The following is a 26,987-nucleotide window of genomic DNA, read 5'->3' as shown; positions in this document are numbered from 1 at the left end:
AGGCCGGGGGACAGCTCTGGTGGGCGTGGGTCCGGTGGGCGCGGCGGGGCCGGGCACGGGGGAGCGGAGTCCGGAGTCGCGCCGGGGCGGATGCGGCGGGTGCGCAAGCGGGCGCAGGGGACCGACCACCGGGTTCGGGTGGTGGTCACCCGGTTCCTGCTGATCGGGGCGCTGCTGGCCGCTGGGCTCAAGTTGGTGCAGGTGCAGCTCTTCCAGGCCGAGGCGCTGGCGGAGAAGGCGCTGCGGCAGCGGGTGACGATCATCCCGATCCCCGCCGCGCGCGGGTCGATCGTGGACCGCAACGGGGTGGAGCTGGCCTTCAGCGTGGAGGCGCGGGCGCTGGCCTGGCAGCCGCGTGCCCAGCGCAAGGCGATCGCCGAGCACAACGCCAAGCAGGACGAGGCCGTCAAGGCGGGCAAGCAGGGGGCCGCGAAGCTCGACTACGACGCCGACACCGCCGAGCTGGCCAAGCTGATGGTCAAGGTGCTCGGCAGCCAGGTCGACGAGGCCGACCTGCTGGAGAAGCTGCGTTCGGACAAGGGTTACGTCTACCTCGTCAACAACGTCGAGCCCGGCAAGGCGCGCGTCATCAAGGACAGCTTCCCCGCGCTCATCGAGGAGTACCGCGCGCTGCGCGAGTACCCGGGCGGGGAGCTGGCCTCCAACGTCGTGGGCGTGGCGAACTGGCGTATGGAGGACCCGGTCCAGGCCAACCACAACCTGCACGGCCTCGTCGGCCTGGAACTGCTGCGCGACAACGCCCTGTCGGGCAGGCCGGGGTCGGTGACGGTGGAGACCAAGGAGGGCGGCAACGTCGTCATCCCGGGCAGCGAGCGCAACCAGCAGCCCGCTGTGGACGGCTCCGACATCGAGCTGACGATCGACGCCGACCTGCAGTACTTCCTGCAGCAGAAGTCCGCCGAGTACGGCAAGCGCAGCGGCGCGAAGTCGGTCAGCGCGGTGGTCCTCGACGCCAAGACCGGCGAGGTCTACGCGCTGGCCAACGATCGCACCTTCAACGCCTCCGGCAGCGGCTGGGACCCGAAGCTGATGCAGAACCCGGCGGTCACCACGCCCTACGAGCCGGGGTCGGTGAACAAGGTGGTCACCGCGATGGGCGCCATCGAGCACGGCATCACCACGCCGAAGGACGTCCACTCGGTGCCGGGCTCGATCCGCGTCGCCGACCGCACGATCAGCGACGCCTGGGCGCACGGTCGGCTGAACATGACCACCGCGGGCATCTTCGGCAAGTCGTCCAATGTGGGCACGCTGATGCTGGCCGAGCAGCTGGGCCCCGACCGCTTCGCCGACCTGCTCAAGAGGCTGGGCATCGGCCAGCGCACGGGGGTCGGCCTGCCGGGGGAGAGCCCGGGGTCGCTGCTGCCGCAGAGCCAGTGGTCGGGCAGCACGTTCGGCAACCTGCCGATCGGGCAGGGCCTGTCGATGACGGTCCTGCAGATGGCGGGCATCTACCAGACCATCGCCAACGGTGGCGTCCGCGTGCCGCCGCGCATCGTCAAGTCCGTCGTCGGCCCGGACGGCGAGCGCCAGGACGAGCCGCGCCCGGAGGGCGTGCGCGTGGTGTCGGAGAAGACGGCCCGCACCACTGTCGACATGTTCCGCGCGGTCGCCCAGGACGGCGAGGGCATGAACGACGGCACCGCTCCCAAGGCGGCCCTGGTCGGCCACCAGGTCTCCGGCAAGACGGGCACCGCCCAGCAGTTCGACCCGGAGATCGGCCGCTACAGCAACTCCAAGTACTGGATCACCTTCGCCGGGATCGTCCCCGCCGACAATCCCCGCTTCGTCGTCGGGATGGTCTACGACCAGCCGAAGTACGGCACCCCCGACGGCGTCTCGGCGGCCCCGTTCTTCCACGACGTGGCCTCGTTCCTGGCCCAGCACTACAACATCCCGCTGTCCAAGGAGCCCAGTCCCGTCGTGCCGCTCGTCGTGCCCTGACGGCTTCTACCCCATGGCGACGCCCGCCCCCCGGCCCAGGGGTGCTTCGGTAGCACTGCGTGCGCGGGTAGCCTCCCCGACGTGCCCGCCAAGCTCGTAGGCAAGGCTGTCACGGCGCCGCCTCGCCCCACTCGCATCCCGCCCGTCGCGCTGGCCGAACTGGCCTCCCGCGCCCACGCACGCCCGGACCCGGATCTTCCCGGGCTGTCCGATGTGGCCGTCACGGGCGCGACGCTGCGCGCCCAGCACGTGCTGCCCGGAGACGTCTTCGCCGCGCTCCCCGGCGCGCGCGTGCACGGGGCCGACTTCACCGCCGACGCCGTGACCGCCGGTGCCGTCGCCGTCCTGACCGACGCCGCCGGGGCGGCCCGACCCGCCGTGCGCGCGGCGAACGTGCCCGTCCTGGTGCACGAGGACCCGCGCGCCGCGCTCGGCCCGCTGGCCGCCCGTATCTACGGCGAGCCGTCCCTGGCTCTCAAGATCATCGGCGTGACCGGGACCTCGGGCAAGACCACCACCACCTACATGATCGACGCGGGCCTGGCCGCCGCGGACGTGACGACCGGCCTGATCGGCACCGTCGAGACCCGCATCGCGGGCCAGCGGCTGGCCAGCGCCTTCACCACCCCCGAGGCCCCCGACCTGCAGGCCCTGCTCGCCGTGATGCGCGAGCGCGGGATCACCCACGTGCCGATGGAGGTCTCCAGCCACGCCTTGGAGCTGGAGCGCGTCGGCGGGACGCACTTCACCGTCGGCGCGTTCACCAACCTCTCCCAGGACCACCTGGACTTCCACGCCGACATGGAGGAGTACTTCCAGGCCAAGGCCCGCCTCTTCGACGGCCGCTCGGACCGGGCCGTCATCTGCGTCGACGGCGACTGGGGCGTCCGCCTGGCCACCCCCGAGGCCGTCACCGTGGCGATGACCCGCGACGCCGACTGGACCGCCGCGGGCCTGACGACCTCCCGCTCCGGCGAGCAGTCCTTCCGCATCCGCACCCCGCACGGCACCGAGATCCCCGTCGTCCTGCCCATGCCCGGCCTGTTCAACGTGGCGAACGCCCTGCTGGCCGCCGCCTGCCTGAACGCCGCCGACATCGGTGACGAGGCGATCGGCGCGGGCCTCTCCCAGGTCCAGGTGCCCGGCCGCATGGAGCGGGTGGCCGTCGGCCAGGAGTTCACCGCGGTGGTCGACTACTCCCACAAGCCCGAGGCCGTCGCCCTCGCCCTGGACGCCGTCCGCGCCCGCACCGAGGGCAGGGTGATCATCGCCCTGGGCTGCGGCGGCGACCGCGACACCGCCAAGCGCCCGCTGATGGGCCAGGCCGCCGCCCGCCGCGCCGACCTGCTCGTCATCACCGACGACAACCCCCGCAGCGAGGACCCGGCCGCCATCCGCGCCGCGATGCGCGAGGGCGCGCTGAACACTTCCGGCCGCGGCGAGGTGGTCGAGGTCGGCGACCGGCGCGAGGCCATCGCCACCGCCGTGCGCGCCGCGCGGCCGGGCGACGTCGTCGTCATCGCGGGCAAGGGCCACGAGACCGGCCAGGAGATCGCCGGCGTCGTGCACCCCTTCTCCGACCGCGACGAGCTGGAAGCCGCCATCCGGGCCCACCTGGGAGAACAGGCATGATCCCGCTGACCCTCGCCGAGATCGCGCAAGCGACCGGCGGCAGGCTCCACCGCGCCGACGGCACCGAGGTCGTCTCCGGCCCGGTCGAGTTCGACACCCGGCAGCTGCGGCCCGGCGGGCTGTTCATCGCCATGCCGGGCAGCAAGGTCGACGGCCACGACTTCGCCGCCCAGGCGCTCGCCCAGGGCGCGGTCGCCGTGCTGGCCGCCCGCGAGGTCGACGCCCCCGCCGTCATCGTCCCGGCGGTGGACGAGGCGCACCGCCGCTCCGTGGCCCTGCTCGGCGACCGCGACGGCTCCGGCGCGGCCGTGCTCGCCGGGCTGGCCCGCCTGGCCCGGCACGTGGTCGACACGCTCGACGGCCTCACCGTCGTCGGCGTCACCGGCTCCTCCGGCAAGACCTCGACCAAGGACCTCATCGCCCAGGTCCTGACCCCCCTGGGCGCCACGGTCGCCCCGCCCGGCTCCTTCAACAACGAGCTGGGCCACCCCTGGACGGTGCTGCGCGCCGACGCCGACACCCGCTTCCTCGCGCTGGAGCTGTCCGCGCGCGGGCCGGGCCACATCGCCGCGCTCTGCGACACCGCCCCGCCGCGCATCGGCGTGGTGCTCAACGTCGGCACCGCGCACGTCGGCGAGTTCGGCTCCCGCGAGGCCATCGCCCAGACCAAGGGCGAGCTGGTGGAGAAGCTGCCCGCCGACGGCGTCGCGATCCTCAACGCCGACGACCCGCTGGTCGCCGCGATGGCAGCCCGCACCCAGGCGCGCGTGGTGCTGGTCGGCGAAGCCCTCCAGGCGCACGTGCGGGCCGTGGACGTCCACCTGGACGAGCAGGCCCGTCCGAGCTTCACCATGGTCACCCCCAACGGCTCGGCCGATGTGACCCTGGCTCTGCACGGCGCCCACCACGTGGGCAACGCGCTCGCCGCCGCCGCCGTCGCCATTGAACTCGGCGCGACCCCGCAGGAGGCGGCGGCGGCGCTCTCCGGCGCGCAGCGCGTTTCCGCGCGCCGCATGGAGGTCACCACCCGCGCCGACGGGGTGACCGTCCTCAACGACTCCTTCAACGCCAACCCCGAATCCATGCGCGCCGCGCTCAAAGCGCTGGCGACCATGGCGCGCGCGGGCAACCGCAGGCGGTCCTGGGCCGTCCTGGGGGTGATGGGCGAACTCGGTGACGAGTCCGTGGCCGCGCACGACGAGATCGGGCGGCTCGCCGTCAGATTGGACATCAACCGCCTGGTGGTGGTCGGCGAGCAGGCCGCGCCCATGCACCAGGGGGCGAGCCTGGAGGGCTCGTGGGGAGAGGAGTCGGTGCAGGTGCCCGATGTGGACGCCGCCGTCGCGCTGCTGCGCGCCGAGCTGGCCCCCGGTGACGTCGTGCTGGTGAAGGCTTCCAAGGCGGCGGCCCTGTGGCGGGTCGCCGACGCGCTGCTCGCGGAGGACACGCAGTGAAGTCCATCCTGATCGCCGCGGCGATCGCGCTCATGGCCTCGATCCTGATCACGCCGTACCTGATCAGGGTGTTCTCCCGGCAGGGTTTCGGCCAGGAGATCCGCGAGGAGGGCCCGGAGGGCCACAAGTCCAAGCGCGGCACCCCGACCATGGGCGGCGTCGCGATCATCCTGGCGATGTGGGTGGGCTACGGCTTCGCCCACATCTTCAACGCGATGAGCGACGACAACGCCAACCTGCCGACGGCATCGGGCCTGCTGGTGCTGGGCCTGGCCACCGGCCTGGGGATGGTCGGCTTCCTGGACGACTTCATCAAGATCCGCAAGCAGCGCAACCTCGGTCTGAACAAGACGGCCAAGCTGGTCGGCCAGCTCGCGGTGGCGATCATCTTCGCGGTCCTGGCGCTGCGCTACCCGGACGAGAACGGCCTGACGCCCGCCTCGGACCACCTGTCGTTCGTGCGCGACATCTCGATCGTCAGCTTCGGCACGATCGGCTTCATCGTCTTCTGCTACCTGGCGGTCTCGGCCTGGTCGAACGCGGTGAACTTCACCGACGGCCTGGACGGCCTGGCGGGCGGCTCCTCGGCGATGGTGCTCGGCACCTACGTCGTCATCTCGTTCTGGCAGTTCAGCCACGACTGCTCCCGGGTGACGGAAGCGGGCTGCTTCGACACCCGCGACCCGCTGGACCTCGCCGTCGTCGCCGCCGCGGCGATGGGCGCGTGCATCGGCTTCCTGTGGTGGAACGCGGCCCCGGCCAAGATCTTCATGGGCGACACCGGCTCGCTGGCCCTCGGCGGCCTGGTCGCCGGCCTGTCCATCGCGACCCGCACCGAGCTGCTGATGATCGTCATCGGCGGTCTGTTCGTGGTCGAGATGATGTCGGTGGTTCTCCAGATCGCGGTCTTCCGCACCACCCGCCGCAGGCTCTTCCGCATGGCGCCGTTCCATCACCACTTCGAGCTTGCCGGGTGGGCGGAAACCACGGTGATCATCAGATTCTGGCTGCTGGCCGGGGTCTGCGCGATGTTCGGCCTCGGTCTCTTCTACGCCGACTGGCTCGCCCTCGGCGGCGGTCAGTGACGCTCTTCGAGGGCCGGAAGGTCCTGGTGGCGGGTGCGGGTGTCGCCGGGACCGGTGTCGCCCGCGCCCTGCTGGGCCTGGGCGCGCGGGTCACCGTCGCCGACGGCAACGCCGAGCGCCTGGCCGCGCTCGACCTCGACGTGCGGACCGCGCACGCCATCACCGAGGTGCCCGAGGGCATCGACCTGGTGGTGACCAGCCCCGGCTGGCGTCCGGACAGCCCGCTGCTGGCGGGCTCGCCGGTCGAGGTCATCGGCGACGTGGAGCTGGCCTGGCGCATCGCCGAGACGCTGCCCGAGCCGCCGCTGTGGCTGGCGATCACCGGCACCAACGGCAAGACGACCACCGTCGGCATGCTGGAGTCGATCCTGCTCGCCGCCGGACTCGACGCCGTGGCCTGCGGCAACGTCGGCCTTCCGGTGGTCGACGCCGTCCTGGCCGGGCACAAGGTGCTGGCCGTGGAGCTGTCGAGCTTCCAGCTGCACTGGCAGTCCTCGCTGCGCGCGCACGCCGCCGCCGTCCTCAACATCGCCGAGGACCACATCGACTGGCACGGCTCCCTGGCCGAGTACGCCAAGGCCAAGGGCCGCATCTACACCGGGGTCAAGCACGCGGTCTACAACGCCGCCGACCCGCTCACCGAGGAGCTGGCCGCCGAGCACGAGACCCGGCGCGTGCCCTTCGGCCTGGACACCCCGCGCCCCGGCGGCCTCGGCCTGGTCGAGGACCTGCTCATCGACCGCGCCTTCACCGACGACCCGGTCAACGAGGCCGCCGAGCTGGCCACCCTGGCCGACGTGCGCCCACCCGGCCCGCACAACGTCGCCAACGCCCTGGCCGCCGCCGCGCTGGCCCGCGCCGCCGGGGTCTCCCCGGCCGACGTCCTCGCCGGGCTCACGGCGTTCACCCCCGGCCGCCACCGCGCCGAGGTCGTCGCCGAGGCGGGCGGGCTCACCTACGTCAACGACTCCAAGGCCACGAACCCGCACGCCGCGGGCGGCTCGCTGCGCGCGTTCGCCAAGGTCGTGTGGATCGCGGGCGGGCTGCTCAAGGGCGCCAGCGTCGACGGCCTGGCCCAGGAGGTGGCCGGGCGGCTGCGCGGGGTCGTCGTGCTGGGCGCGGACGGCGAGGCCATCGCCGCTTCGGTGGCGCGACACGCACCGGATGTCCCCGTCGAGCGGGTGCCGCCGGGAGACGATGAGCCCATGATCGCAGCGGTTCGCGCGGCACGCGCCCTGGCAGGCCCGGGCGACGTCGTGCTGCTCGCCCCCGCCGCGGCCTCCCTCGACATGTTCCGCGACTACGCCCACCGCGGCGACGCGTTCGTCGAAGCCGTGCGGCGGCTCACCGGGGAGGACGACGGCGGCACCGGGGCGACCTGATGTCCACCGAGGCGCCCGCCCCCGCGGCCAAGCCCAGGCCCAAGCGCGGCGTGCGCGCGGGCGGCAGGCTCGGCGCGGCCAGCACGGCGCTGACGGCGTGGCTGGGCAGGCCGCTGGCCTCCTTCCACCTCGTGCTCGCGGTGTTCGGCCTGCTGACGGTGCTGGGCCTGGTCATGGTGCTCTCGGCGTCGTCGGTGGTGTCCTTCGCCACCGGTGACGGCCTCTACACCGTCTTCCTCAAGCAGCTGATCTACGTGGTGGTCGGCTCGGTCGCGTTCTGGCTGGGCGTGCGGCTGCCGCTGGCGACGATCCGCTCGTGGAGCCCCGGCGCGATGGTCGGCAGCATCGTGCTGCTGATGCTGGTCATCACCCCGCTGGGCGCGAACATCAACGGCACCAGCAGCTGGTTCGTCGTCGGCCCGATCTCCTTCCAGCCGATCGAGGTCGCGAAGGTGGCGCTGGCCCTGTGGGGCGCGCACGTGCTGGTGGTGAAGAAGGCCGTCCTGCACCGCTACCGGCACCTGCTGGTCCCGGTGATGCCGGTCGCGCTGCTGATGTGCGCGCTGATCATGCTCCAGCCCGACCTCGGCGGCACGATCACGCTGGTCGTGGTCGTGGTGGCGCTGCTGTGGTTCGCGGGCGCGCCGCTGCGGCTCTTCGGCGCGCTGGCCCTGGGCGGGGCGGCGGGCATCGCGCTGCTGGCCGTGGGCACCGAGTACCGGCTCGACCGGGTGCTGGGCTTCCTCAACCCCGGCGACGACGCCCAGGGCAACAACTACCAGGCCGTCCAGGCGCAGCTGGCGATCGCCGACGGCGGACTGTTCGGCCGGGGCCTCGGGCAGGGCCCCTCGAAGTGGAGCTACCTGCCCAACGTCCACAACGACTTCATCTTCGCCCTGATCGCCGACGAGCTGGGCCTGCTCGGCTGCGCGCTGGTGCTCGGCCTGTTCGTGATGCTGGCGATCGTCGGCCTGCGCATCGCGACCCGCAATATCGACCCGTGGATCAGGATGGTCTCCGGCACGATGACGGTGTGGCTGGTCGCCCAGGCGGCCATCAACATCGGCTACGTGGTCGGCCTGCTGCCGGTCACCGGCATCACCCTGCCGATGATCTCCAGCGGCGGGACGTCGATCGTGGTGACCATGCTGGTGTTCGGCATCCTCGCCAACTGCGCGCGCAATGAGCCCGAAGCGGTCTCGGCGCTACGCTCTCAGGGGCCGGGCCGCTTCGGCCGGATCATGCGCCTCGCCGCGCCGGACCCGTACCAGCCGCCGAAGAAGCGCAGGCCCGCCCGCCCGAGCGCCCGACCCAAGGCGACGGGCAGGCCTGCGGGCGTCACCGCCAAGCGGGTGCCCCAGGCCAGGCAGAAGGCGAGCCGCGCCGCGCCCCGCGGCGCCAAAGGTGGAGGAGGACGTCGGTGAGTTCAGGGAGTCCCTGCGTAGTGGTCGCGGGTGGCGGGACGGCAGGGCACATCGAGCCCGCGCTGGCGCTCGCCGACGCGGTGCGCAGGCTGCGCCCGGACGTCCGGGTCGTGGCGCTCGGGACCGAGCGCGGCCTGGAGAAGACGATCATCCCGAACCGCGGCTACCCGCTGGAGATGATCCCCCCGGTCCCGATGCCGAGGAAGCCCAACGTCGACCTGCTCAAACTGCCGCTGCGCGTGCGCTCGGCGATCAAGCAGACCCGCGACGTGCTCGACCGCGTCGGCGCGGACGTGCTGGTCGGCTTCGGCGGCTACGTCGCGCTGCCCGCGTACCTGGCCGCGCGCGGCCGGATACCGATCATCGTGCACGACTCGAACGCGCGCGTCGGCCTGGCGAACAAGGTGGGAGCCCGCTTCGCCGACCGGGTCGCGGTCGCGGTGCCGGACTCCGGCCTGCCCAACGCCGAGGTCATCGGCATCCCGCTGCGCGAGTCGATCATCCGGCTGGACAGGGCGGCCCTGCGCGAGCAGGCCCGCCGCTTCTTCGGCCTGCACCCCGCCGCCCCGACGCTGCTGGTCTTCGGCGGCTCGCAGGGCGCGCGCTCGATCAACACGGCGGTCTCCGGCGCGGCGAAGGCCTTCGCCGAGGCGGGCGTCGGCGTGCTGCACGCGCACGGTCCCAAGAACACCCTGGCCGTGCAGGAGTTCCCCGGAGCGCCCCGGTACGCGTCGGTGCCGTACCTGGAGCGCATGGATCTGGCCTACGCCGCCGCGGACGCGGTGCTGTGCCGCTGCGGCGCGATGACGGTCGCCGAGGTCTCCGCCGTCGGGCTCCCGGCGGTGTACGTGCCGCTGCCGCACGGCAACGGCGAGCAGGCCCTCAACGCCGAGCCCGCCGTCCGCGCGGGCGCGGCCCTGATGATCCAGGACGACGCGCTCACCCCGGAGCGGGTCGCCTCCACGGTCGTGCCGATGCTGGCCGACCGCCAGCGCCTGGCCGCGATGTCGGCGGCGGCCTCGGGCAGCGGCCACCGCGAGGCGGCCGACATCCTGGCCCGCATGGTGCTCGACAGCCTCAAGGAAACCCGCGCGATCAAGGGCGGCGCATGAGCCTGGAGAGAGCCCACCTGGTGGGCATCGGCGGGGCGGGGATGAGCGGCATCGCGCGCATCCTGCTCGCCCGGGGCATGGCGGTCTCCGGCTCCGACGCGAAGGAGGCGCGGGCGTTCCTCGTGCTGCGCGCCCAAGGCGCGAAGATCGCCGTCGGCCAGGCGGCGGAGAACCTGGACCTGCTCGACGGCGCTCCGACGGCGGTCGTGGTGTCCACCGCGATCAAGGAGGACAACCCGGAGCTGGTGGCCGCGCGCGAGCGCGGGATTCCGGTCGTGCACCGCGCGCAAGCGCTTGCCGAGCTGATGGCGGGCCAGCGCGCGGCCTGCATCGCCGGGACGCACGGCAAGACCTCCACCACCTCCATGCTCACCGTCGCGTTGCAGCACTGCCGGTTGGACCCGTCGTTCGCCATCGGCGGCGACCTCAACGAGTCCGGCGCGAACGCCCACCACGGCACCGGCGGCGTCTTCGTCGCCGAGGCGGACGAGTCCGACGGCTCCTTCCTCGTCTACGCCCCGGCTGTCGCGGTGGTGACCAATGTGGAGGCCGACCACCTCGACCACCACGGCACGGTGGAGAAGTACACGGCCGTCTTCGACGAGTTCATCGCCCGCATCGAGCCCGGTGGCGTGCTCATCGCCTGCGCCGACGACCCGGGCTCGGCCGCCCTCGCCGAGCGCGCCGAGGCGCGGGGGATCAGGGTCCGCCGCTACGGCAGGCGGGCCGAGGACGCCACGATCCTGGACTACCGCCCCGAGGGCACCGGCAGCGTGGCGCGGGTGCGCGTCGGCGGCGAGGAGTTCGAGCTGCGGGTGGCCGTGCCCGGCGAGCACATGGCGGGCAACGCGCTCGCCGCGCTGCTGGCCGGCGAGGAGCTGGGCGCGCCGCGCGCGGAGCTGCTGGAGGGCATCGCCCTCTTCGGCGGGGTGCGCAGGCGCTTCGAGTTCAAGGGCCGCTCCGGCGGGGTCCTGGTCTACGACGACTACGCCCACCACCCCACCGAGGTCGACGCGCAGCTGCGCGCCGTGCGCCCGACGGTGGGCGACGGCCGCATCGTGGTGATCTTCCAGCCGCACATGTACTCCAGGACGGCGGCGTTCTCCACCGAGTTCGCCACCGCGCTCGGCCTGGCCGACGAGGTCGTCGTGCTGGACGTGTTCGGCGCGCGCGAGGAGCCGGTGCCGGGCGTCTCCGGCGCGCTCATCGCCGACGCGGTCCCGCTGGGCCCCGAGCACGTGCACTACGAGCCCGCCTTCGACAAGGTCATCGTGAAGGTCGCGGATCTGGTGCGCGACGGCGACCTGGTGATGACGATGGGCGCCGGCGACGTGACGTCGCTGGGCCCTGAGCTGCTGGCGGAACTGGACCGCCGTGCCTGAAGCCGTCCGGACCCGGCCGCGCCGCGCCCCGGCGCGGCCGGTCCGCCGACCCGTGGACCGCAAGTTCGTCCTGCGTCGGCTGACGGTCATCTCCGTGATGCTGGTGATCACGGCGGTGGTGTACATCGTCATGTTCACGCCCATGCTGGGGGTGAAGGAGGTCGCGGTCAGCGGCGCCAAGGACCTGACGGTGGAGGAAGTGCGCGCGGCGGCGGCGGTGGAGATGGAAGCCCCACTGGCCCGTGTGGACACCGCCGAGATCGCCGCGCGGGTGCTCGAACTGCCGCGCGTGGCCGAAGTGGACGTTCGCAGGTCGCTGCCGGGGACGGTGGAGATCGCGGTCGTGGAGCGCACCCCGGTGGCGTATGTGGTGGCACAGGACGGTTTCCACCTCGTGGACGGCGGGGGAGTCGACTACGCGGTGAAGAAGAAGGCCCCGCCCGGCTTGCCCACGCTGAAAGCGACCGACCAGCGCGCCGTCGAGGCTGCGGTGCAGGTGCTGGCGGCGGCTCCGGCGAAGCTGCGCGCGACGGTGAAGGCGGTCACCGCCGACACCGTCCACGACGTGCGGCTGACGTTGAAGAACGGCAAAGTCGTGAAGTGGGGCGGGGTTGAGGACTCCGCGCGCAAGGCCGCCGTGGTCGGCGTCCTGCTCACCCAGCCCGGCAAGGTGTACGACGTCGCCGCGCCGGAGTTTCCGACCATCGGGTGACCTGCCGATTTCCGCCTCCGCAATGCCCGGACGGTAGCCGGTTGGTTACGGCATGCTTGGGAAATGGGAGGCGAGCGCAGACCACCACAGGGCCGAGACCGGGCGATCGGCGCGCAACTGCGTGCGATTCGGTTGAAGTACACCGATCTGACCGCCGATCAGGCGGCCAAGAGAATGAGTTGGACCGGGCCGACGCTCAGCCGCACTGAGAACGGTAAGCGCCACATCACGAGCGAGGACGTCGCCGCTCTGCTGATGGTCTACAAGGTTCCGCGCAAGCTGCGCGAGCAGATGATCGAGAACGCCAAGATCGGCTGCCAGACCGGCTGGTGGTCGGCGGACATGCCCGGAGTGCTCCCCGACGCCGGTGCTCTCGCCAGCTACGAAGTCGACGCGCGGGCGATCACCGACTGGGCGTCCAACCTCGTTCCCGGTCTGCTCCAGACTCGCGAGTACTCGGTGGCGTACATGCTTGCCGATGGCGTGTCGCCCGATGATGTCGAACGTCGGTGGCAAGTTCGGGAGATGCGCCAGAGTCGGCTGTCGCACATCGATTACACCGCCTTCATCTACGAGCCAGTGCTACGCAAGCCCCTTGGTGGACGTGAGGCGTACCGAGAGCAGCTGAAACACCTCTGCAACGCGTATGACCGAGGCATCGGCGTGCGGATCGTTCGGGACATGAGCCCCGCGTTGCTCCATTCGTGGATGCTGCTTGAGTTCCCCCGGGCAACTCCCATGGTGCATGTCGAGCTGCTTCGCAGCAGCGTCTTTCTCTACGATCAAGAAGTTGGGCCCTATCTCGATGTCCATGCCAGAATGGCAAGCAAGGCGATGTCGTCCCTGGAGAGCAGGAACGCCATCAATGGCATCTTGGAGAGGTTGTAGGCATGGAGTGGCGCAAGTCCTCTCGGTCCGGCAGCACGAGCAACTGCGTTGAGCTGCGGCAGGACCTGTCCGCCATCCGCGACAGCAAGCGTCCGGATGTGGCCCTCCCGCTCTCCCGCTCGGCCGTCCGCCACCTCGTGACCACCCTGCGGTAGCCGCCCGCAACCTGGCGTCACCGTTCTTTGCGGTTGTGTGACGCCCTTTTCGAGCCCGCCTGCCCTCGGCCGCCAATCCGCCACAATCCCGCCGTGCGCACCAAGGCCGGCTTTCGCGGGATGGACCCCTGGCCGGTCGACGCCGGCATGGTCGAGTGCACCGGCACTGCCTTGGGCGACGTCGACCTGCACAGCGACTGCGCCGTCCTCCGCGTGTCCGTGGACCTGCACGCCCGCGCCTTCACCGTCCTGCTGCGCCACCTCCCCACCGGCCACCGCGCCCGCCTGCGCTTCACCGGCGCCAAGGTCGTGCGCATCGACACCGTCCCCGGCGGCGCCGAGGACACCCTGCACTCCATCGACCACTACCCCGACCCCCTCACCGCCCGCCCCACCTTCGCCCTGGACCTCGGCGCGGTCTGCGCCGTCCTGCGCGCCTCCACCGTCACCTTCGCCCTCCTCGCCCGCTGACCGCCGCGCCCGCGTGTCCACTAACCCGCACAGTCGGAAACGGTCGAGTCCACTTTCATTCCGGTAATCCCCGCCATTCACCGCGCAATAGGAAACCCGGGTTCACCTTTTCGGGGCACGACTCCTCTCTTTTCGGCTCGTACCGTGTTCACTGTCGAACATCGGGAGCAGGGGGAGATAATGCGCATGTCAACGAGAATCGGGTCCAGACGGTTAGCCAGGCTGGCCGTCCTCACCGCGACCACGTCCGCCATCAGCCTGGCCACGCCCGTGAGCAGCGCCCAAGCCGCCGCCGACGCGCTCGCCCCGGCGAAAGAACTCGCCCACCTCGCGCAGCAGTTCGTCGAACGGCGGACCCAGGCGCTCGTGGCGGGCGCGGCCCCGCAGATAGCCGCTCTCGACAACGGAACCGCCTACGAAACGCGCGCGGTGTACGCGGCGGAATCGGTGGGTGTGGAGAAACTCGCCGGATACCGCGACGCCCTGCGCGGCATCGGCGAAGCCTATGCGAAGCACGAATCGTCGGTCACCATTGTCGGCGTGGAGGTGTCCGGGCGCACGGCCGTCCTCACCGTCGATGAGGACTCCACGCTGCACTACGCCCGGATCAGGGGCGCCGAGCCCACCGTCACCTCCTGGCTGGCCCCGCGCGAGTTCACCTACGAGCAGCGCGGCGCGGGCTGGGCCCTGACCGGCCAGCGCCTCCTCGGCGGCGGCGTCCCCCCGGTCAACGACCCGCCCGCCGTCACCGCCGAGGAGGCCCGCAAGGCCCTCGCCGAGCTGCCCGCCGCCGACCTCGCCGAGCGCGCCGCCGTGCAGAGCGGCCCGGCGATCACCGGCACCTTCAACCGCTCAGCGGCGGCGGCCTACGCCACCCGGCACGCGAAGTCCTACAACACCGCCTACCGCCGCTTCTCCGACGTGGGCGGCGACTGCACCAACTTCGTCAGCCAGTCCATGCGCGCGGGCGGCTGGCCCAACGACCTCGGCTGGTACCGGGACGCCACGAACTGGTGGTACAACGCCGGCGGCGAGACCTGGTCGTGGGTGAACGTCGCCCACTGGCACTCCTTCGCCGCCGTCCACAGCAAGCGCACGACCCTCATGAGCGGCGCCCGCAGCCTGGTCGCGGGCGAGGTGCTGCAAGCCGACTTCACCAACAACGGCAGCAAGGATCACAGCATGATGGTCACGCTCAGGCAGAACGGCGAGGTCTACCTGTCGTATCACACCACCGACACCCTGAACCGCAGCTACGCCAGCATCGCCGCCGCCTACCCCCGCGCCCGCTGGCTCCCCCACTTCGTGAAGACGACCTACTGATGCCACCGACACCCCGCCGGATGACCCCCAAGGCACGGCGAGCGCTGGGGATCACCCTGGCGCTCGCCGCCGTGGCCACCCTCGCCGCCCTCGCCCTCACCACCACCTGGCGCACACCCCCGCCCCGCCCCGACGACCCCGGCCCCGCCGCCGCCGAGCAGTACGCCCGCGACTACATCACCGCCCTCAACACCGGCGACCCCACCACCCTCGCCACCCTCATCGGCCGAGCCCCCGACTCCCCCGAAGTGACCACCCTCCTCACCACCCACGGCAACCGCTCCCTGACCGACGTCGCCATCCGCGTCAAAGAGGAGTTCCGCAACGTCTACCTGGTCTGGATAGACGCCACGACCTCCACCGGCGAACCCGTCCACCTCTACGAACAACTCGAATGGGACCGCGACCGCTGGTGGCTCGCCCCACCCGCCACCCCCTGACACCGCCGGTTCCGCCCGTCGCGGGCGGGCTGACCGTCGCCTTGTCTTCCGCCCCCCGCCCCGCCCGGCAGCTACCTCGTCTCGATCAGCGCGACCGCCGAGGACGAGCAGATCCAGTTCCTTGAGGTGCTGGAGTGGAGCCAGGACCGCTGGTGGCTCGTCACCCGCGGATAGGTGAACTCGCCGCAAGCGCTGTCCCCCGCACGTCATCAGTCCTTGGTGACGATGCGCTCGGCCTCGTCGTAGGCGTCGCCGCCCGGAGGTGAGGTGCGGGTGATATTGAGGCGGATCACCCGGTTGTCGGTGCACCTGATCTCGATGTCCTCGAGACCGCTGTTGATCGTGTAGCTGCCGACGCTGGCGATACCAGGGTGCCCGCTGTTGGCGAGAAGGTCGCGCACGTGTTCCACAAAGCGTTCGCGGCGCATTCAGATCACCGATTCGGGGATCTCGTAGGGGTGATGGTTGGGCACGCCGGGTCCGCTCACTTCACGAATCGTGATCGTGGCGACCGCGCCACTGGCGAACTCGACGCGAACACGGCTGTGCTGCTTGTCGAGCGGGACCACCTTGGCGATCTCCGGATGATCGTGACTCAGTAGATCAACTAGAAGTTGATCCAGTTCGCGGATCTGCACCGGGCCATCATGCCCTCCCGCTCAGGCGCGGCGCAGGCAGACTGCCGTCACTCTGCCGCTACCAGGTCAACCGGGGATCGAGGTCTGTCCGACACCGGAGCATGGGTTGCGGGTACCCGGCTCCTGATGGGGGCCGACCGTCTGGCCGGCGGAAGACGTGGCGCGAGCACCACACACGGGGCAACACCCTCCACCAGTCATGGTCAAGAACTCCTCTGGATGGAATGTCCGGGGCGCCAACTGGTCATCGCGTGCGCATCCATCGTACGTCTTGTCACAGCCCCGACCGCCGAATAACCCGGTGCGCTTGTCGGTCCTCCTTGCCACACTCCGCACCCATGACTGCCGCCACCCGCACAGACCCGCCCTACACCGGCTCCGAGCTGGCCCAAGCCGAAGGCTTCCTCGACTACCTCCGCGCCACCGTCGTCATGAAGGCCGCCGACCTCTCCGAGGACGACGCCCACCGCTCCGTCCTCCCCTCGGAGCTGATGACCATCGCGGGCCTCCTCTCCCACCTGCGCTGGGTCGAGGCCTACTGGTTCCGCACCGTCCTCTGCGGCGAGCCCGACAAGGCCCCCTACAGCAAGGAGCGCCCCGACGGCGAGTTCGAGGACGCCGCGCACCTGCCCACCGCCCAGCTCATCGCCGAGTACGAGGCCGAGTGCGCCAACTCCCGGGCCGTCACCGCGCGCCTGCCGATCGACCACGCCGTGCCCTTCCGCAACGGCGGCGACGTCAATGTCCGGTGGGTCGTGCTGCACATGATCGAGGAGACCGGGCGGCACGCGGGGCACCTGGATATCATCCGGGAGTTGCTCGACGGGACGACCGGGGAATGACCCCGGCCCCGCTCACGCCGGGTGACGAACATCCGGTTGCTTTCTCGGCGTGGCGGCTGGATCGGTCGTCGGACTGTGCCTACCGTCAACAGACGTAGGTCCGGGGTTGACACAGCTCTGACTCTCTGGTTGAGGTCGAGGGTTTCGCCGGGCGGTAGTGCAGGTCCAGCGAACAGGAAGGCGGCTCCATGACGCCCCCGCACAACTACCTCGCCGTGATAAAGGTCGTCGGCATCGGTGGCGGCGGCGTGAACGCCGTCAACCGCATGATCGAGGTCGGGCTGAAGGGCGTCGAGTTCATCGCCGTCAACACCGACGCCCAAGCGCTGCTCATGTCCGACGCGGACGTGAAGCTCGACATCGGCCGCGAGCTGACCAGGGGCCTCGGCGCGGGCGCCAACCCCGAGGTCGGCCACAAGGCCGCCGAGGACCACCGCGAGGAGATCGAGGAGGTCCTCAAGGGGGCCGACATGGTCTTCGTCACCGCAGGTGAGGGCGGCGGCACCGGCACCGGCGGCGCGCCCGTCGTGGCCTCGATCGCCCGCAAGCTCGGCGCGCTGACCATCGGCGTGGTCACCCGGCCGTTCTCCTTCGAGGGCAAGCGCCGCGCGAAGCAGGCCGAGGACGGCATCCAGCAGCTGCGCAACGAGTGCGACACCCTCATCGTCATCCCCAACGACCGGCTGCTCCAGCTCGGCGACGTGGGCGTCTCCCTCATGGACGCCTTCCGCTCCGCCGACGAGGTGCTGCTCTCCGGTGTCCAGGGCATCACCGACCTGATCACCACCCCCGGTCTGATCAACCTCGACTTCGCCGACGTCAAGTCCGTCATGTCCGGCGCGGGCTCCGCGCTCATGGGCATCGGGTCGGCGCGCGGTGAGGGCCGGGCGGTGCAGGCCGCGCAGAAGGCGATCAACTCGCCGCTGCTGGAGGCCAGCATGGACGGCGCGCACGGCGTGCTGCTGGCCATCGCGGGCGGCTCCGACCTCGGCCTCTTCGAGATCAACGAGTCCGCCTCGCTGGTCCAGGAGGCCGCGCACCCCGAGGCCAACATCATCTTCGGCACGGTGATCGACGACTCCCTCGGCGACGAGGTCCGCGTCACCGTCATCGCCGCGGGCTTCGACGGCGGCACACCCACGCACAAGAAGCTGGACCCGACCGCGCTCTCCTCGGCGAAGGCCGCCGCCCCGACGGCGACGGCCTCGGCCACCGCGGGCGAGGTCCACCGGCCCGCCGAGCCCGAGCCGACCCCGCCGCCGGTCACCTACGCCCCGCCCCCGGTCAGCACCCCGACTCCGCCGCCCGCCGAGCCGCAGACGAGCGCGTACCCCGGTGGCTACCAGAGCGCCACCTACCCGCCGCGCACCCCGAGCAGCCCCGGCTACCCCAGCTCCGCGGCCCGGCCCGCGCCCACCTCGGGCTCGCTGCCCGGCCGGGTCACCCCGGTCGGCGAGGACCCCGACGACGAGGTCGACGTGCCGCCGTTCATGCGTCGGTAGGGTTCACCGCGTGCGGATACGTCGCGTGGTGACCACGCGTGCAGGTGGGGCCTCGAAGGCCCCGTACGACTCGTTCAACCTCGGCGACCACGTCGGCGACGACCCGGGGGCGGTCGCGGCCAACCGCGCCCGCCTCGCGGGCGAGCTGGGCCTGGGCTCCGGCAGCGCCGATCGAGTGGTGTGGATGGAGCAGGTGCACGGGCGGACGGTCGCGACCGTCGACGGCCCGCGCGCCCAGCCCGTCGAGGCCACCGACGCCCTCGTCACCGCCGAGCCCGGCCTCGCCGTCGCCGCCCTCGTGGCCGACTGCGTCCCGGTGCTCCTCGGCGACCCGGAGGCCGGCGTCGTGGCCGCCGTGCACGCCGGGCGGGTCGGCGCGCGCGTCGGCGTCGTCCCGGCCGCGCTGGCCGCCATGGTCGAGCTGGGCGCCGAGCCGGCCCGCGTGGAGGTGCTGCTGGGGCCCTCGGTCTGCGGCGAGTGCTACGAGGTGCCCGCCGCCATGCGCGAGGACATGGAGGCCCGCCTGCCCGGCAGCGCCTGCAAGACCCGATCCGGCACCCCGGGCGTCGACCTGCGCGCCGGGCTCTGGCGCCAGCTCGCCGACGCGGGCGTCGGCCGCATCGGCGTCGACCCCCGGTGCACGGTCGAGGACAAGACCCTGTTCAGCCACCGCAGGGACGGCACCACCGGGCGATTGGCCGGGCTGACCTGGATCGAGCGGTGAGCGCCGAGCGCGAGGCCGAGATCGCGGCCAACCTCGCCGACGTCCGCGCCCGCATCGCCGCCGCCTGCCGCGCCTCCGGGCGTGACGAGGCCGACGTGCGGCTGCTGGCCGTCACCAAGACCTTCCCGGCCTCCGACGCCGCCATCCTCGCCGGCCTCGGCGTGCGCGACTTCGCCGAGAACCGCGACCAGGAGGCCGCCGAGAAGGCCCCCCAGGTCGAGGCCCGCTGGCACATGGTCGGCCGTCTCCAGCGCAACAAGGCCCGCTCGGTGGTCCGCTGGGCCGACGAGGTCCAGTCCGTCGACTCCGTGCGCCTGGCCGACGCCCTCGCCAAGGCCGTCCGCGCCGCCCGCGACGCGGGGGAGCGCACCGAGCCCCTCGACGTCCTCCTCCAGGCGAGCATCGACGGCGATCCGGCCCGAGGCGGATGTCCGCTGGACGCGCTTGCCGACCTGGCTTACGGGGTAACTCGTTCGAGTGATCTTCAACTCTGCGGAATCATGGCCGTGGCACCGCTCGGGATGGAACCCGGGCATGCCTTTGATCGTCTTGCCAGTGTGGCGGGAGATCTGAGGGCCGAGTTTCCCACGGCCCGTGAGCTTTCCTGCGGCATGAGTAACGATCTGGAGGAAGCGATCGACTATGGGTCGACATGCGTGCGTGTCGGAACGGCGCTGCTGGGAAGCCGAGGTCTAGCCTCCGGATAGAGAAGTTCCGGTTGCCATAACCCCGGGGAGTGGTTGAGTCGGGCTGGAACGTGGTAGGTCGACGCAGGTCGGGAGCAGTCGGACCACGCTCGGGGAGTCGCGGAGGAACGCCATGAGCACACTTCAGAAGCTGAAGGCCTACTTCGGCATGGTCCCCGCCGACGAGTTCGACGACTACGAGTCCGAGGACTACGAGCGGCGCGGGTCCTACCGGCGACCGGAGTACCTGGACGAGGAGTTCGACGAATACCCGCCCGGCCGCCGCCGCTGGATGGGCGGTCAGCGCGACTACGCCGACGACTTCGAGCCCGAGCGCCCCGTGCGCGCGGCCTGGTCGCCGCGCACGGACGCCGAGCCGACCACGCACGGCGCGCTGGCCGTGGAGGCGCGCCGCGAGCCCGCCCCCCGGCTGCGCACGGTGGAGGCGGCGGCTCCCGGCGCCTACCCGCTCGGCAGGGTCATCACCCTGCACCCGAGCAGCTACAACGAGGCGCGCACCATCGGCGAGCACTACCGCGACGGCCGCCCGGTCATCATGAACCTGACCGAGATGGACGACGCGGACGCCAAGCGCCTGGTCGACTTCGCAGCCGGACTCGCGTTCGCGCTGCGGGGCTCGATCGACAAGGTCACGAACAAGGTGTTCTTGATCTCACCGCCCAACATCGACCCCACCGCCGAGGACAAGCGCCGCCTCGTCGAGGGCGGGTTCGACCGGCGCGGCTGAGAGATGGCACAGTGGTGTAGTGGAACTGGTGCTCATCGTCGCCTTCTGGGTGCTCTTCGCCTTCTGGCTGCTGCTGACCGCCCGCGTGGTGGTCGAACTCGTCCGCACGTTCGCGCGCGGTTGGCGACCTGCCGGCGGGGTTGCGGTGACGCTGGAGACCATCTACACAGTGACCGATCCTCCGGTGCGATTGGTTCGTCGGATCATTCCGACGGTCCGTATCGGAGGCGTGGGCCTGGACCTATCGATTATGGTGCTGCTGCTGGTCGTGTTCATCCTGATGCGGCTGGCGTATCCCGGGTGACGGGGAACCTGGGACATCGCAGCCCTGGAGTGCGTGAGGTGATCAGATGTCGTTGACCCCCGCTGACGTGCACAACGTGGCGTTCAGCAAGCCTCCGATTGGCAAGCGGGGCTACAACGAGGACGAGGTGGACGCGTTCCTCGACCTGGTCGAGGTGGAGCTGTCCCGCCTGATCGAGGAGAACAACGACCTGCGCGCGCAGGTCGAGCAGCTCGACGCCCAGCTGGAGTCCACCCGCGCCGACCTGGACGAGGCCCGCTCCGGCGCGGCCCCGGTCCGGGAGGAGCCGCGCCGGCTTCAGCCGGTCCCCCCGCCGAGCCCCATGGAGCAGACCAGCCCCGGCAGTGGTGACCACCACGTGCAGGCGGCCAAGGTCCTGGGCCTGGCCCAGGAGATGGCCGACCGCCTGACCGGCGAGGCCAAGGCCGAGGCCGACGGCATGCTGGCCGAGGCGCGGACGAAGTCCGAGCAGCTGCTCTCCGAGGCCAGGACCAAGTCCGACACCATGGTCAACGAGGCGCGCACGCGCGCCGAGACCATGCTGAACGAGGCGAGGACCCGGTCGGAGACCCTGGAGCGGCAGGCCCGCGACAAGGCCACGACGCTGGAGCGCGACGCCCAGCGGCAGCACGCGGAGATCATCGGCGCGGTGCAGACCGAGCGCACCGCGCTGGAGAAGAAGATCGACGAGCTGCGCACGTTCGAGCGCGAGTACCGCACCCGCCTGAAGTCCCTCCTGGAGTCCAGCCTGCGCGAGCTGAGCGACCGGGGCCCAGCGGCCCCCGCCGACGGCACCCGTGCGGCCGGGCAGCAGAGCGGCTACTCCTTCGGCCCCCGGGCCGAAGCGGGCTGATCCCTGACGACCGGTCGGGACGCGCCGTGATGGCGTGTCCCGGCCGGTAAAGGCAGCATCGGTGCTGTACATCGTTCTCGGGCTGGTCCTGGCCGCGCTGGGCCTGCTCGTCGCCGCGCTGAGCACGGCGACCACACTCTGGGCGTGGCTGTCCATCGTGATCAGCCTCGCGGGTGCGGGCCTGCTGTTCTACGACTGGACCCGCAACCGCCGCGCCAAGGCCGCTCCGGCCGCGCCTGCTTCACCCGATCCGGTTGATTCCGCTGATTCGCCCGACGGCTACCCCGACGACTACTCCGACGACTACTCCGACGACGAGGTCGTGCCCGACGACGAGCCGGACGACGTCCCACCACCGGTCGAGGCCGCTCCCGCGGCGGACCCGGTAGTCGACCGCGCGGACGACGAGCCCGCCGAGGAGCCGACCGACGCCGCCGACCTGCTGGTCGTGGCCGGTCTCTCCGACGAGGTCCGGGTCGTGGACGAGCGCCCGCGCTACCACCTGGGCCGCTGCACCTGGCTGCTCGGCAGGCCGACGCTCGCCCTGCCGGTCTCCGAGGCCAGGCAGCTGGGATTCACCCCGTGCGCGGTGTGCGGCCCGGACGCCGTCCTCGCCCAGCGCCACCGGGACAAGAAGCAGCGCTAGGGGGATCGTGGAGTTCCAGGACGTCGTGCGCCGCAGGCGCATGGTGCGCAAGTTCACCGACGAGCCGGTCTCGCCCGAGTCGCTCCAGCGCATCCTGCGCAACGCCCACCGAGGCCCGTCGGCAGGCTTCTCCCAGGGCCAGGCCTTCCTGGTCCTGCAGGGCGAGGACCTGCACGAGTTCTGGGAGTTCGGCGCGCAGTGGAGCGTGGAATCGGTCACCACGGCCCCACTGGTGATCATCCCGCTCGCCGTGAAACAGCACTACCTGGACCGCTACGCCCGCGCCGACAAGGGCTGGACCGACAAGTCCGAATCCCATTGGCCCGTCCCGTTCTGGCATATCGACACCGGCATGGCCGTCCTGCTGATCCTGCAGACAGCCGTAGACGAGGGCCTGGGCGCCCTCTACTACGGCCTCGGCCCAGCGGCCACCACCCGCCTACGCACCGACTTCGGCGTCCCGGAGACCCACGAGCCCATCGGCGCCATCGCCATCGGCCACAGCGACGAACCCGAGATCTCCCCGGACGCCTCCCCTCGCCGCATCGCCCGCCGCGACCAGTCAGAGACCGTCCGATACGGGCGCTGGTAGACAGCTCGGCAACACTGGAGAATTCGACTCGCCTGGGGGGCGATGTGTCGCGCGTTCATGCCGCGTGGGTGCGGCGTTGGGGCTTTGTCGTGTTCGCTGTCGCCGCGGCGGCGCACGCGCTCACCGTCAAGATCTGGCCGGACGCCCTGTTCCACCAGATCGACCTGGAGGTCTACCGCGACGCCGTCCGCGCACCGTCGCTCTACGGCAGCGGGGTGACCGGCGAGCTGAAGTTCGTCTACCCACCGTTCGCCGCGCTGCTGTTCTCCCCGTTCGCCGCCCTGTCGATGGACGCGCTGCGGATCGTCTGGACGCTGGTCAACGCCGCTTTGCTGATCGCGGTCGTGCGCTGGTGCCTGCTGCGCCTGCGCGGCACGGCCCCGCTGCCCGCGCTGGCCCTGCTGACCGGCGTCGTCTTCTGGCTCGACCCGGTGCGGGTGACCTTCTACCTCGGCCAGGTCAACCTCGTGCTGCTGGCGCTGGTGGTGTGGGACCTGCTGCGCAACGACGGCAAGCGCTGGCAGGGCGTGGGCGTGGGGATCGCGGCGGCCATCAAGCTGACTCCGCTGCTGTTCGTGGTGTACCTGCTGCTGACCAGGCGGTTCCGGGCGGCCGGGGTAGCGCTGGGGGCGTTCGCGGCCTGCGTCGGCCTCGGCTTCGCCCTGCGGCCCTCGGACTCGGCCCGGTTCTGGTTCGCCGGGACGTTCTTCGACATCGGCCGCATCAACCCGGTCGACTCCACCGGCAACCACTCCCTGCGCGGCCTCACGGCCCGGCTGCTCGGCGACGGGCTCCTCGGCAAGGGGCTGTGGGTGGCCGGGTGCCTGGTGGTGCTGGTCGCGCTGGTGGCCGTCGTCCGGCGCGGCCACGAGGTCCAGGCGGTCGCCCTGTGCGGGATGGCGGGAGCGGCGGTGTCGCCCTACTCGTGGACCCACCACTGGGTGTGGCTGGTGCCGTTCGTCGTGTACTGCTCCCACATGGTGCTGGTCCGGGGCGACCGGATCGCCTGGGCCTCGGGCGCGCTGGCGGTCCTGGTCCCCTTCGGCTTCCTGACGACGTGGCCGGACCCGGCGTCGGGACTGATCCCGTCCTCCAGCCTGGCCTCACTGGAGTCGGCGCGGCTGCTGGTCGGCAACATCTACGTGCTGCTGTTCGCGGTGCTGGTGGTCCTGGCGCTAAAGGTCCGCGACAAGGAGGCGGTACCCGCCGTCGTACTCCGCCATGGTCAGCAGGTCCGCGTGCGTGGCCTGCCAAGCCCCTGAGTCCAGGTCCGCGCGCAGGCGGGCCAGGCCGGGGCGCAGGGCCTCCTCACCGGGCTGGGCCAGGCCGGACGCCCCGGCGCGGACCACCGGGTCCAGGTACGCCGCCGGACGCCGCCAGTAGGCGGCCAGGAAGCCGTCGGTGCAGTCGTGGGGGACCGGGACGGTCTCCACGCGGGCGCCGAGGCGGGTGGCGATGGTCTCGACCGGGATCGCGCGCTTGTCGTCGAAGGCGGCGGCCTCCGGGAAGTACTCGCGCAGCAGCCAGAACTCCCTGGTCACCGACTGGTCCCAGGTCATCAGCACGATCCGCCGCCGGGCCACCCGCAGCAGCTCCGAGAGCCCCGCCTCGACGTCGGTCCAGTGGTGCACGGTCAGCACCGCCAGGGCGGCCTCGACCGAGGCGTCGGCCAGCGGCAGGGACTCGGCGACGGCCCGGACGGCGGGGGCCGCTCCCGCCGGGCGCTGGGCGATCATGGTCGCGCTCGGCTCCACGGCGAGCACCGTCGTGGGCGGCTCGTACCCGCCGGTGCCCGCGCCGACGTTGACCACCGAGCCGACCTCGCCGAGGGCCGCGGTGATACGGGCGGCGATGCGCGGGTCCGGCTTGCGGGTCGCCCCGTAGGTCGCGCCGAGCGTGTCGTAGACGGCCATGTCCCCATCCTCTCCGAGCGAACTCCGTGGACGCGCACCCTGAGCGTGTGGTCACATCGCGGCATGGGGGTCAGCACCGATCGGCCGCGCCTGGGCCGGGACTTCGGCAGGCTGTGGACGGCCACCGCCGCCACCAACATCGGCGACGGCATCGCCATGGCCGCCGGGCCGCTGCTGATCTCCTCGCTCACCAACGACCCGCGCCTGGTCGCTCTCGCCGTCTTCGCCCAGCAGCTCCCGTGGGTGCTGTTCTCCCTGGTCAGCGGCGCCTGGGTGGACCGCCTGGACCGGCGGAAGGTCATCGCCTCGGTCAACGTCTTCCGCGGCCTGGTCATCGGTGGGCTCGCCACCGCCATCTGGGCCGACGCGGCCACCGTCTGGCTGGTCTACGCCGCCTTCTTCCTCATCGGCACCGGCGAGACCCTGGCCGACACCGCCTCCAGCGCGATGCTGCCCGCCATCGTCGCCCCCGACCTGCTCCCCAAGGCCAACGCCCGCCTCACCGCCGTGCTCTACGTCGGCAACCAGTTCGCCGCCCCGCCCGTCGGGGCCGCGCTGTTCGTCCTCGGCGCGGCGCTGCCCTTCGGGGTGAACGCGGCCATGTTCCTGCTGGCCGCGCTGGTCGTGCTCGGCATCCGGCACCGACCCCCGCCGCGCGAGCCCGACCCCGACCGCCACCTCGGGCGGGAGATCCGCGAAGGGGTCCGCTGGCTCTTCGCCCACCGCCTGATCCGCACGATCGCCATCTGCCTCGGCTTGATGAACGTCCTGCTGATGGCCGCTTTCGCCATCTTCGTCCTCTACGCCAAGGAGCGCCTCGGCCTCGGCGACATCGGCTTCGGCGTGCTGCTCACCGCGGGCGCGGTCGGCGGGCTCATCGGCACCGGCCTGGTCGCGCCGCTGCGCCGCCGCTTCGGCGACAGCACCCTGCTGCGGGTGGGGCTGCTCGTGGAGACCGCCACCCACGTCGGGCTCGCGCTGGCCACCGACGCCTGGGTGGCGGGCGCGACGATGGTCGTCTTCGGCGTGCACGGCGCGATCTGGGGCGTCGTCGGCACCTCGATCCGCCAGCGCCTCGTGCCCGACGAGCTGCGCGGGCGCGTCGGCAGCGTGGTCTACCTGCTGGTCATCGGCGGCTCGGCCGTGGGCGCGCCGCTGGGCGGTCTGCTCGCCGTCTGGCTGGGCGTCACCGGGCCGTTCTGGGTCGGGGCGGGGGCGATGGCGGTCCTCACAGCGGTTGTTTGGCGGCGGTTCGGCAAAGCGGCCTTCGCCGTCTGATAGGGATGGGCCATGCCGGTCGACGCGTACTGCGAGCGCACGGGCCCGGAGTTCTGGGCCGAGCCGATCAACGCCATCACGAACCTGGCGTTCCTCATCGCCGCGGTCGCCGCCTACGCGCTGGTGGCCCGCCAGCGCCCGCAGCCGCCGATCGTCGTCGCGCTGGTCGTGCTGCTGGTGGCCATCGGCCTGGGCAGCTTCACCTTCCACACCGTCGCCACCGAGTGGGCCGCGCTGCTGGACACCACGCCGATCACGCTGTTCATCCTCACCTACGTCGTCGCCTTCACCCACCTGTTCGCCGGGGCCCCGCTGAAGTGGGCGTGGATCGCCGCCCCGGTGTTCCTCGGCTTCTCCCTCGCCGTCAACGCCGTCGCCGGGCTCGGCGGCTACCTGCCCGCCCTGCTCGGCCTGGCCGGGCTCGCCGCGGTCATGGTCTTCTACCGCGAGTACGGCTACGCCCGCCGCTTCGCGGGCATCGGCCTGCTCTTCGCCGTCTCCCTGACCCTGCGCACGGTGGACGAGCCGTGGTGCTCGGCGATCCCGGTCGGCACCCACTTCCTCTGGCACGTCCTCAACGCCACCGTGCTCTACCTGCTGATCCGCGTCGCCGCCGACCGGGCCGGAAACCGGCTTTACGCGGCGGGCTATCCTGGGTAGCACAGGCGCCGATCCGGCCATCACCGGGGAGCCTCCGGAAGAACGGGCGCGAGCCCCAGTAGAACCGGACGGGACGGCCCGTCACAGCCGACCAGTGAGAGGTCGCCGGGTGTCCGGCGGCAAGCGGGGTGGTACCGCGGCGCGCGAGCGTCGTCCCCGTGCGGAGACACGACCGT

Annotated in this window: 29 protein-coding genes; 26 read left to right on the top strand and 3 right to left on the bottom strand. The window is 71.8% G+C overall.

All coding sequences use genetic code 11. The features are described from left to right. Positions 1–90 precede the first annotated feature (90 nt). From ACFPM7_RS19455 to ACFPM7_RS19390, 14 genes are all read left to right on the top strand, one after another. Positions 91–1,965, top strand: coding sequence for a peptidoglycan D,D-transpeptidase FtsI family protein (locus ACFPM7_RS19455; protein WP_378249079.1), 1,875 nt, complete (start codon positions 91–93; stop codon positions 1,963–1,965). An 81-nt stretch (positions 1,966–2,046) separates the two neighbouring features. Continuing rightward, positions 2,047–3,597: a UDP-N-acetylmuramoyl-L-alanyl-D-glutamate--2,6-diaminopimelate ligase gene (locus ACFPM7_RS19450; RefSeq protein WP_378249078.1), complete on the top strand. Its 1,551-nt coding sequence runs from the start codon at positions 2,047–2,049 to the stop codon at positions 3,595–3,597. Further along, positions 3,594–5,051, top strand: coding sequence for a UDP-N-acetylmuramoyl-tripeptide--D-alanyl-D-alanine ligase (locus ACFPM7_RS19445; RefSeq protein ID WP_378249077.1), 1,458 nt, complete (start codon positions 3,594–3,596; stop codon positions 5,049–5,051). Before ACFPM7_RS19450 ends, ACFPM7_RS19445 begins: the two co-directional genes overlap by 4 nt. Further along, complete coding sequence (gene mraY / locus ACFPM7_RS19440; RefSeq protein ID WP_378249076.1) at positions 5,048–6,136, top strand: phospho-N-acetylmuramoyl-pentapeptide-transferase; 1,089 nt, start codon at positions 5,048–5,050, stop codon at positions 6,134–6,136. The genes ACFPM7_RS19445 and mraY overlap by 4 nt, the downstream gene beginning before the upstream one ends. Beyond that, on the top strand, positions 6,133–7,518 hold the full coding sequence (gene murD / locus ACFPM7_RS19435) for a UDP-N-acetylmuramoyl-L-alanine--D-glutamate ligase (protein ID WP_378249075.1): 1,386 nt from the start codon (positions 6,133–6,135) through the stop codon (positions 7,516–7,518). The genes mraY and murD overlap by 4 nt, the downstream gene beginning before the upstream one ends. After that, positions 7,518–8,942 carry a putative lipid II flippase FtsW gene (gene ftsW, locus ACFPM7_RS19430; protein WP_378249074.1) on the top strand — a complete coding sequence of 475 codons (1,425 nt, stop codon included), beginning with the start codon at positions 7,518–7,520 and terminating at the stop codon, positions 8,940–8,942. Before murD ends, ftsW begins: the two co-directional genes overlap by 1 nt. Then, positions 8,939–10,054 carry an undecaprenyldiphospho-muramoylpentapeptide beta-N-acetylglucosaminyltransferase gene (gene murG / locus ACFPM7_RS19425; protein ID WP_378249073.1) on the top strand — a complete coding sequence of 372 codons (1,116 nt, stop codon included), beginning with the start codon at positions 8,939–8,941 and terminating at the stop codon, positions 10,052–10,054. The genes ftsW and murG overlap by 4 nt, the downstream gene beginning before the upstream one ends. Next, positions 10,051–11,436 carry a UDP-N-acetylmuramate--L-alanine ligase gene (gene murC, locus ACFPM7_RS19420; RefSeq protein ID WP_378249072.1) on the top strand — a complete coding sequence of 462 codons (1,386 nt, stop codon included), beginning with the start codon at positions 10,051–10,053 and terminating at the stop codon, positions 11,434–11,436. Before murG ends, murC begins: the two co-directional genes overlap by 4 nt. A 52-nt stretch (positions 11,437–11,488) precedes the next feature. Then, a complete protein-coding gene (locus ACFPM7_RS19415; protein ID WP_378249071.1) occupies positions 11,489–12,148 on the top strand; it encodes a cell division protein FtsQ/DivIB in 660 nt (219 codons plus the stop codon). 63 nt (positions 12,149–12,211) lie between these two features. Then, positions 12,212–13,036, top strand: a complete 825-nt coding sequence (locus ACFPM7_RS19410; protein WP_378249070.1) for a helix-turn-helix domain-containing protein — start codon at positions 12,212–12,214, stop codon at positions 13,034–13,036. A gap of 2 nt (positions 13,037–13,038) precedes the next feature. After that, positions 13,039–13,191 carry a DUF397 domain-containing protein gene (locus ACFPM7_RS19405; protein ID WP_378249069.1) on the top strand — a complete coding sequence of 51 codons (153 nt, stop codon included), beginning with the start codon at positions 13,039–13,041 and terminating at the stop codon, positions 13,189–13,191. 93 nt (positions 13,192–13,284) lie between these two features. After that, positions 13,285–13,662: a hypothetical protein gene (locus ACFPM7_RS19400; protein WP_378249068.1), complete on the top strand. Its 378-nt coding sequence runs from the start codon at positions 13,285–13,287 to the stop codon at positions 13,660–13,662. 270 nt (positions 13,663–13,932) lie between these two features. Beyond that, positions 13,933–14,985: an amidase domain-containing protein gene (locus ACFPM7_RS19395; RefSeq protein WP_378249067.1), complete on the top strand. Its 1,053-nt coding sequence runs from the start codon at positions 13,933–13,935 to the stop codon at positions 14,983–14,985. A gap of 20 nt (positions 14,986–15,005) precedes the next feature. Next, positions 15,006–15,425, top strand: coding sequence for a hypothetical protein (locus ACFPM7_RS19390; protein WP_378249066.1), 420 nt, complete (start codon positions 15,006–15,008; stop codon positions 15,423–15,425). Positions 15,426–15,634: 209 nt separating this feature from the next. On the opposite strand, the gene ACFPM7_RS19385 is transcribed toward ACFPM7_RS19390, so the two are convergent. Both ACFPM7_RS19385 and ACFPM7_RS19380 read right to left on the bottom strand, forming a co-directional pair. Further along, positions 15,635–15,853, bottom strand: a complete 219-nt coding sequence (locus ACFPM7_RS19385; protein WP_378249065.1) for a hypothetical protein — start codon at positions 15,851–15,853, stop codon at positions 15,635–15,637. Beyond that, positions 15,854–16,063, bottom strand: coding sequence for a hypothetical protein (locus ACFPM7_RS19380; protein WP_378249064.1), 210 nt, complete (start codon positions 16,061–16,063; stop codon positions 15,854–15,856). Positions 16,064–16,401: 338 nt separating this feature from the next. Between ACFPM7_RS19380 and ACFPM7_RS19375 the strand changes: the two genes are divergently transcribed. The 10 genes from ACFPM7_RS19375 to ACFPM7_RS19330 all read left to right on the top strand — a co-directional run bounded on the left by ACFPM7_RS19375 (position 16,402) and on the right by ACFPM7_RS19330 (position 24,222). Continuing rightward, the gene (locus tag ACFPM7_RS19375; protein WP_378249063.1) at positions 16,402–16,905 is read left to right on the top strand and encodes a DinB family protein; all 504 of its coding nucleotides are present in this window, start codon (positions 16,402–16,404) and stop codon (positions 16,903–16,905) included. A gap of 188 nt (positions 16,906–17,093) precedes the next feature. Then, positions 17,094–18,407, top strand: coding sequence for a cell division protein FtsZ (ftsZ, locus tag ACFPM7_RS19370; RefSeq protein ID WP_378249062.1), 1,314 nt, complete (start codon positions 17,094–17,096; stop codon positions 18,405–18,407). Positions 18,408–18,417: 10 nt separating this feature from the next. Further along, entirely contained in the window at positions 18,418–19,131 is a 714-nt protein-coding gene (gene pgeF, locus ACFPM7_RS19365) for a peptidoglycan editing factor PgeF (protein ID WP_378249061.1), read from the top strand. After that, positions 19,128–19,838: a YggS family pyridoxal phosphate-dependent enzyme gene (locus ACFPM7_RS19360; RefSeq protein WP_378249060.1), complete on the top strand. Its 711-nt coding sequence runs from the start codon at positions 19,128–19,130 to the stop codon at positions 19,836–19,838. Before pgeF ends, ACFPM7_RS19360 begins: the two co-directional genes overlap by 4 nt. Positions 19,839–19,950: 112 nt before the next feature. After that, positions 19,951–20,565, top strand: a complete 615-nt coding sequence (locus ACFPM7_RS19355; RefSeq protein ID WP_378249059.1) for a cell division protein SepF — start codon at positions 19,951–19,953, stop codon at positions 20,563–20,565. 19 nt (positions 20,566–20,584) lie between these two features. Beyond that, positions 20,585–20,869, top strand: a complete 285-nt coding sequence (locus ACFPM7_RS19350; protein ID WP_378249058.1) for a YggT family protein — start codon at positions 20,585–20,587, stop codon at positions 20,867–20,869. Positions 20,870–20,915: 46 nt separating this feature from the next. Continuing rightward, positions 20,916–21,722, top strand: a complete 807-nt coding sequence (gene wag31 / locus ACFPM7_RS19345) for a DivIVA-like cell division protein Wag31 (RefSeq protein ID WP_378249057.1) — start codon at positions 20,916–20,918, stop codon at positions 21,720–21,722. 61 nt (positions 21,723–21,783) lie between these two features. Further along, entirely contained in the window at positions 21,784–22,368 is a 585-nt protein-coding gene (locus tag ACFPM7_RS19340) for a hypothetical protein (protein ID WP_378249056.1), read from the top strand. Between the two features lie 7 nt (positions 22,369–22,375). After that, positions 22,376–22,960: a nitroreductase family protein gene (locus ACFPM7_RS19335; protein ID WP_378249055.1), complete on the top strand. Its 585-nt coding sequence runs from the start codon at positions 22,376–22,378 to the stop codon at positions 22,958–22,960. An 89-nt stretch (positions 22,961–23,049) separates the two neighbouring features. After that, a complete protein-coding gene (locus tag ACFPM7_RS19330; RefSeq protein ID WP_378249054.1) occupies positions 23,050–24,222 on the top strand; it encodes a glycosyltransferase 87 family protein in 1,173 nt (390 codons plus the stop codon). On the opposite strand, the gene ACFPM7_RS19325 is transcribed toward ACFPM7_RS19330, so the two are convergent. Next, entirely contained in the window at positions 24,136–24,873 is a 738-nt protein-coding gene (locus ACFPM7_RS19325) for a class I SAM-dependent methyltransferase (RefSeq protein WP_378249053.1), read from the bottom strand. The genes ACFPM7_RS19330 and ACFPM7_RS19325 overlap by 87 nt on opposite strands. Before the next feature lie 63 nt (positions 24,874–24,936). Here ACFPM7_RS19325 and ACFPM7_RS19320 point away from each other — a divergent pair, with 63 nt between their 5' ends. Beyond that, positions 24,937–26,151, top strand: coding sequence for an MFS transporter (locus ACFPM7_RS19320; protein ID WP_378249052.1), 1,215 nt, complete (start codon positions 24,937–24,939; stop codon positions 26,149–26,151). A gap of 12 nt (positions 26,152–26,163) precedes the next feature. Then, a complete protein-coding gene (locus ACFPM7_RS19315) occupies positions 26,164–26,811 on the top strand; it encodes a ceramidase domain-containing protein (protein WP_378249051.1) in 648 nt (215 codons plus the stop codon). The last annotated feature ends 176 nt before the right edge of the window (positions 26,812–26,987 follow it).

The organism is Actinokineospora guangxiensis (assembly GCF_042657845.1).
In the GTDB taxonomy this organism is placed as follows: Bacteria; Actinomycetota; Actinomycetes; order Mycobacteriales; family Pseudonocardiaceae; genus Actinokineospora; species Actinokineospora guangxiensis.
The sequence above is the reverse complement of the archived record's forward strand: the minus strand, read 5'-3'. Positions and strand labels throughout refer to the sequence as shown.

Excerpts from the sequence above, each read along its gene's own strand:
- ACFPM7_RS19455 (WP_378249079.1), top strand. The coding sequence starts at position 91 with ATGCGGCGGGTGCGCAAGCGGGCGCAGGGGACCGACCACCGGGTTCGG.
- ACFPM7_RS19445 (WP_378249077.1), top strand. The coding sequence starts at position 3,594 with ATGATCCCGCTGACCCTCGCCGAGATCGCGCAAGCGACCGGCGGCAGG.
- ftsW (WP_378249074.1), top strand. The coding sequence starts at position 7,518 with ATGTCCACCGAGGCGCCCGCCCCCGCGGCCAAGCCCAGGCCCAAGCGC.
- murC (WP_378249072.1), top strand. The coding sequence starts at position 10,051 with ATGAGCCTGGAGAGAGCCCACCTGGTGGGCATCGGCGGGGCGGGGATG.
- ACFPM7_RS19410 (WP_378249070.1), top strand. The coding sequence starts at position 12,212 with ATGGGAGGCGAGCGCAGACCACCACAGGGCCGAGACCGGGCGATCGGC.
- ACFPM7_RS19405 (WP_378249069.1), top strand. The coding sequence starts at position 13,039 with ATGGAGTGGCGCAAGTCCTCTCGGTCCGGCAGCACGAGCAACTGCGTT.
- ACFPM7_RS19390 (WP_378249066.1), top strand. The coding sequence starts at position 15,006 with ATGACCCCCAAGGCACGGCGAGCGCTGGGGATCACCCTGGCGCTCGCC.
- ACFPM7_RS19385 (WP_378249065.1), bottom strand. The coding sequence starts at position 15,853 with ATGCGCCGCGAACGCTTTGTGGAACACGTGCGCGACCTTCTCGCCAAC.
- ACFPM7_RS19375 (WP_378249063.1), top strand. The coding sequence starts at position 16,402 with ATGACTGCCGCCACCCGCACAGACCCGCCCTACACCGGCTCCGAGCTG.
- ftsZ (WP_378249062.1), top strand. The coding sequence starts at position 17,094 with ATGACGCCCCCGCACAACTACCTCGCCGTGATAAAGGTCGTCGGCATC.
- ACFPM7_RS19355 (WP_378249059.1), top strand. The coding sequence starts at position 19,951 with ATGAGCACACTTCAGAAGCTGAAGGCCTACTTCGGCATGGTCCCCGCC.
- wag31 (WP_378249057.1), top strand. The coding sequence starts at position 20,916 with ATGTCGTTGACCCCCGCTGACGTGCACAACGTGGCGTTCAGCAAGCCT.
- ACFPM7_RS19325 (WP_378249053.1), bottom strand. The coding sequence starts at position 24,873 with ATGGCCGTCTACGACACGCTCGGCGCGACCTACGGGGCGACCCGCAAG.
- ACFPM7_RS19320 (WP_378249052.1), top strand. The coding sequence starts at position 24,937 with ATGGGGGTCAGCACCGATCGGCCGCGCCTGGGCCGGGACTTCGGCAGG.
- ACFPM7_RS19315 (WP_378249051.1), top strand. The coding sequence starts at position 26,164 with ATGCCGGTCGACGCGTACTGCGAGCGCACGGGCCCGGAGTTCTGGGCC.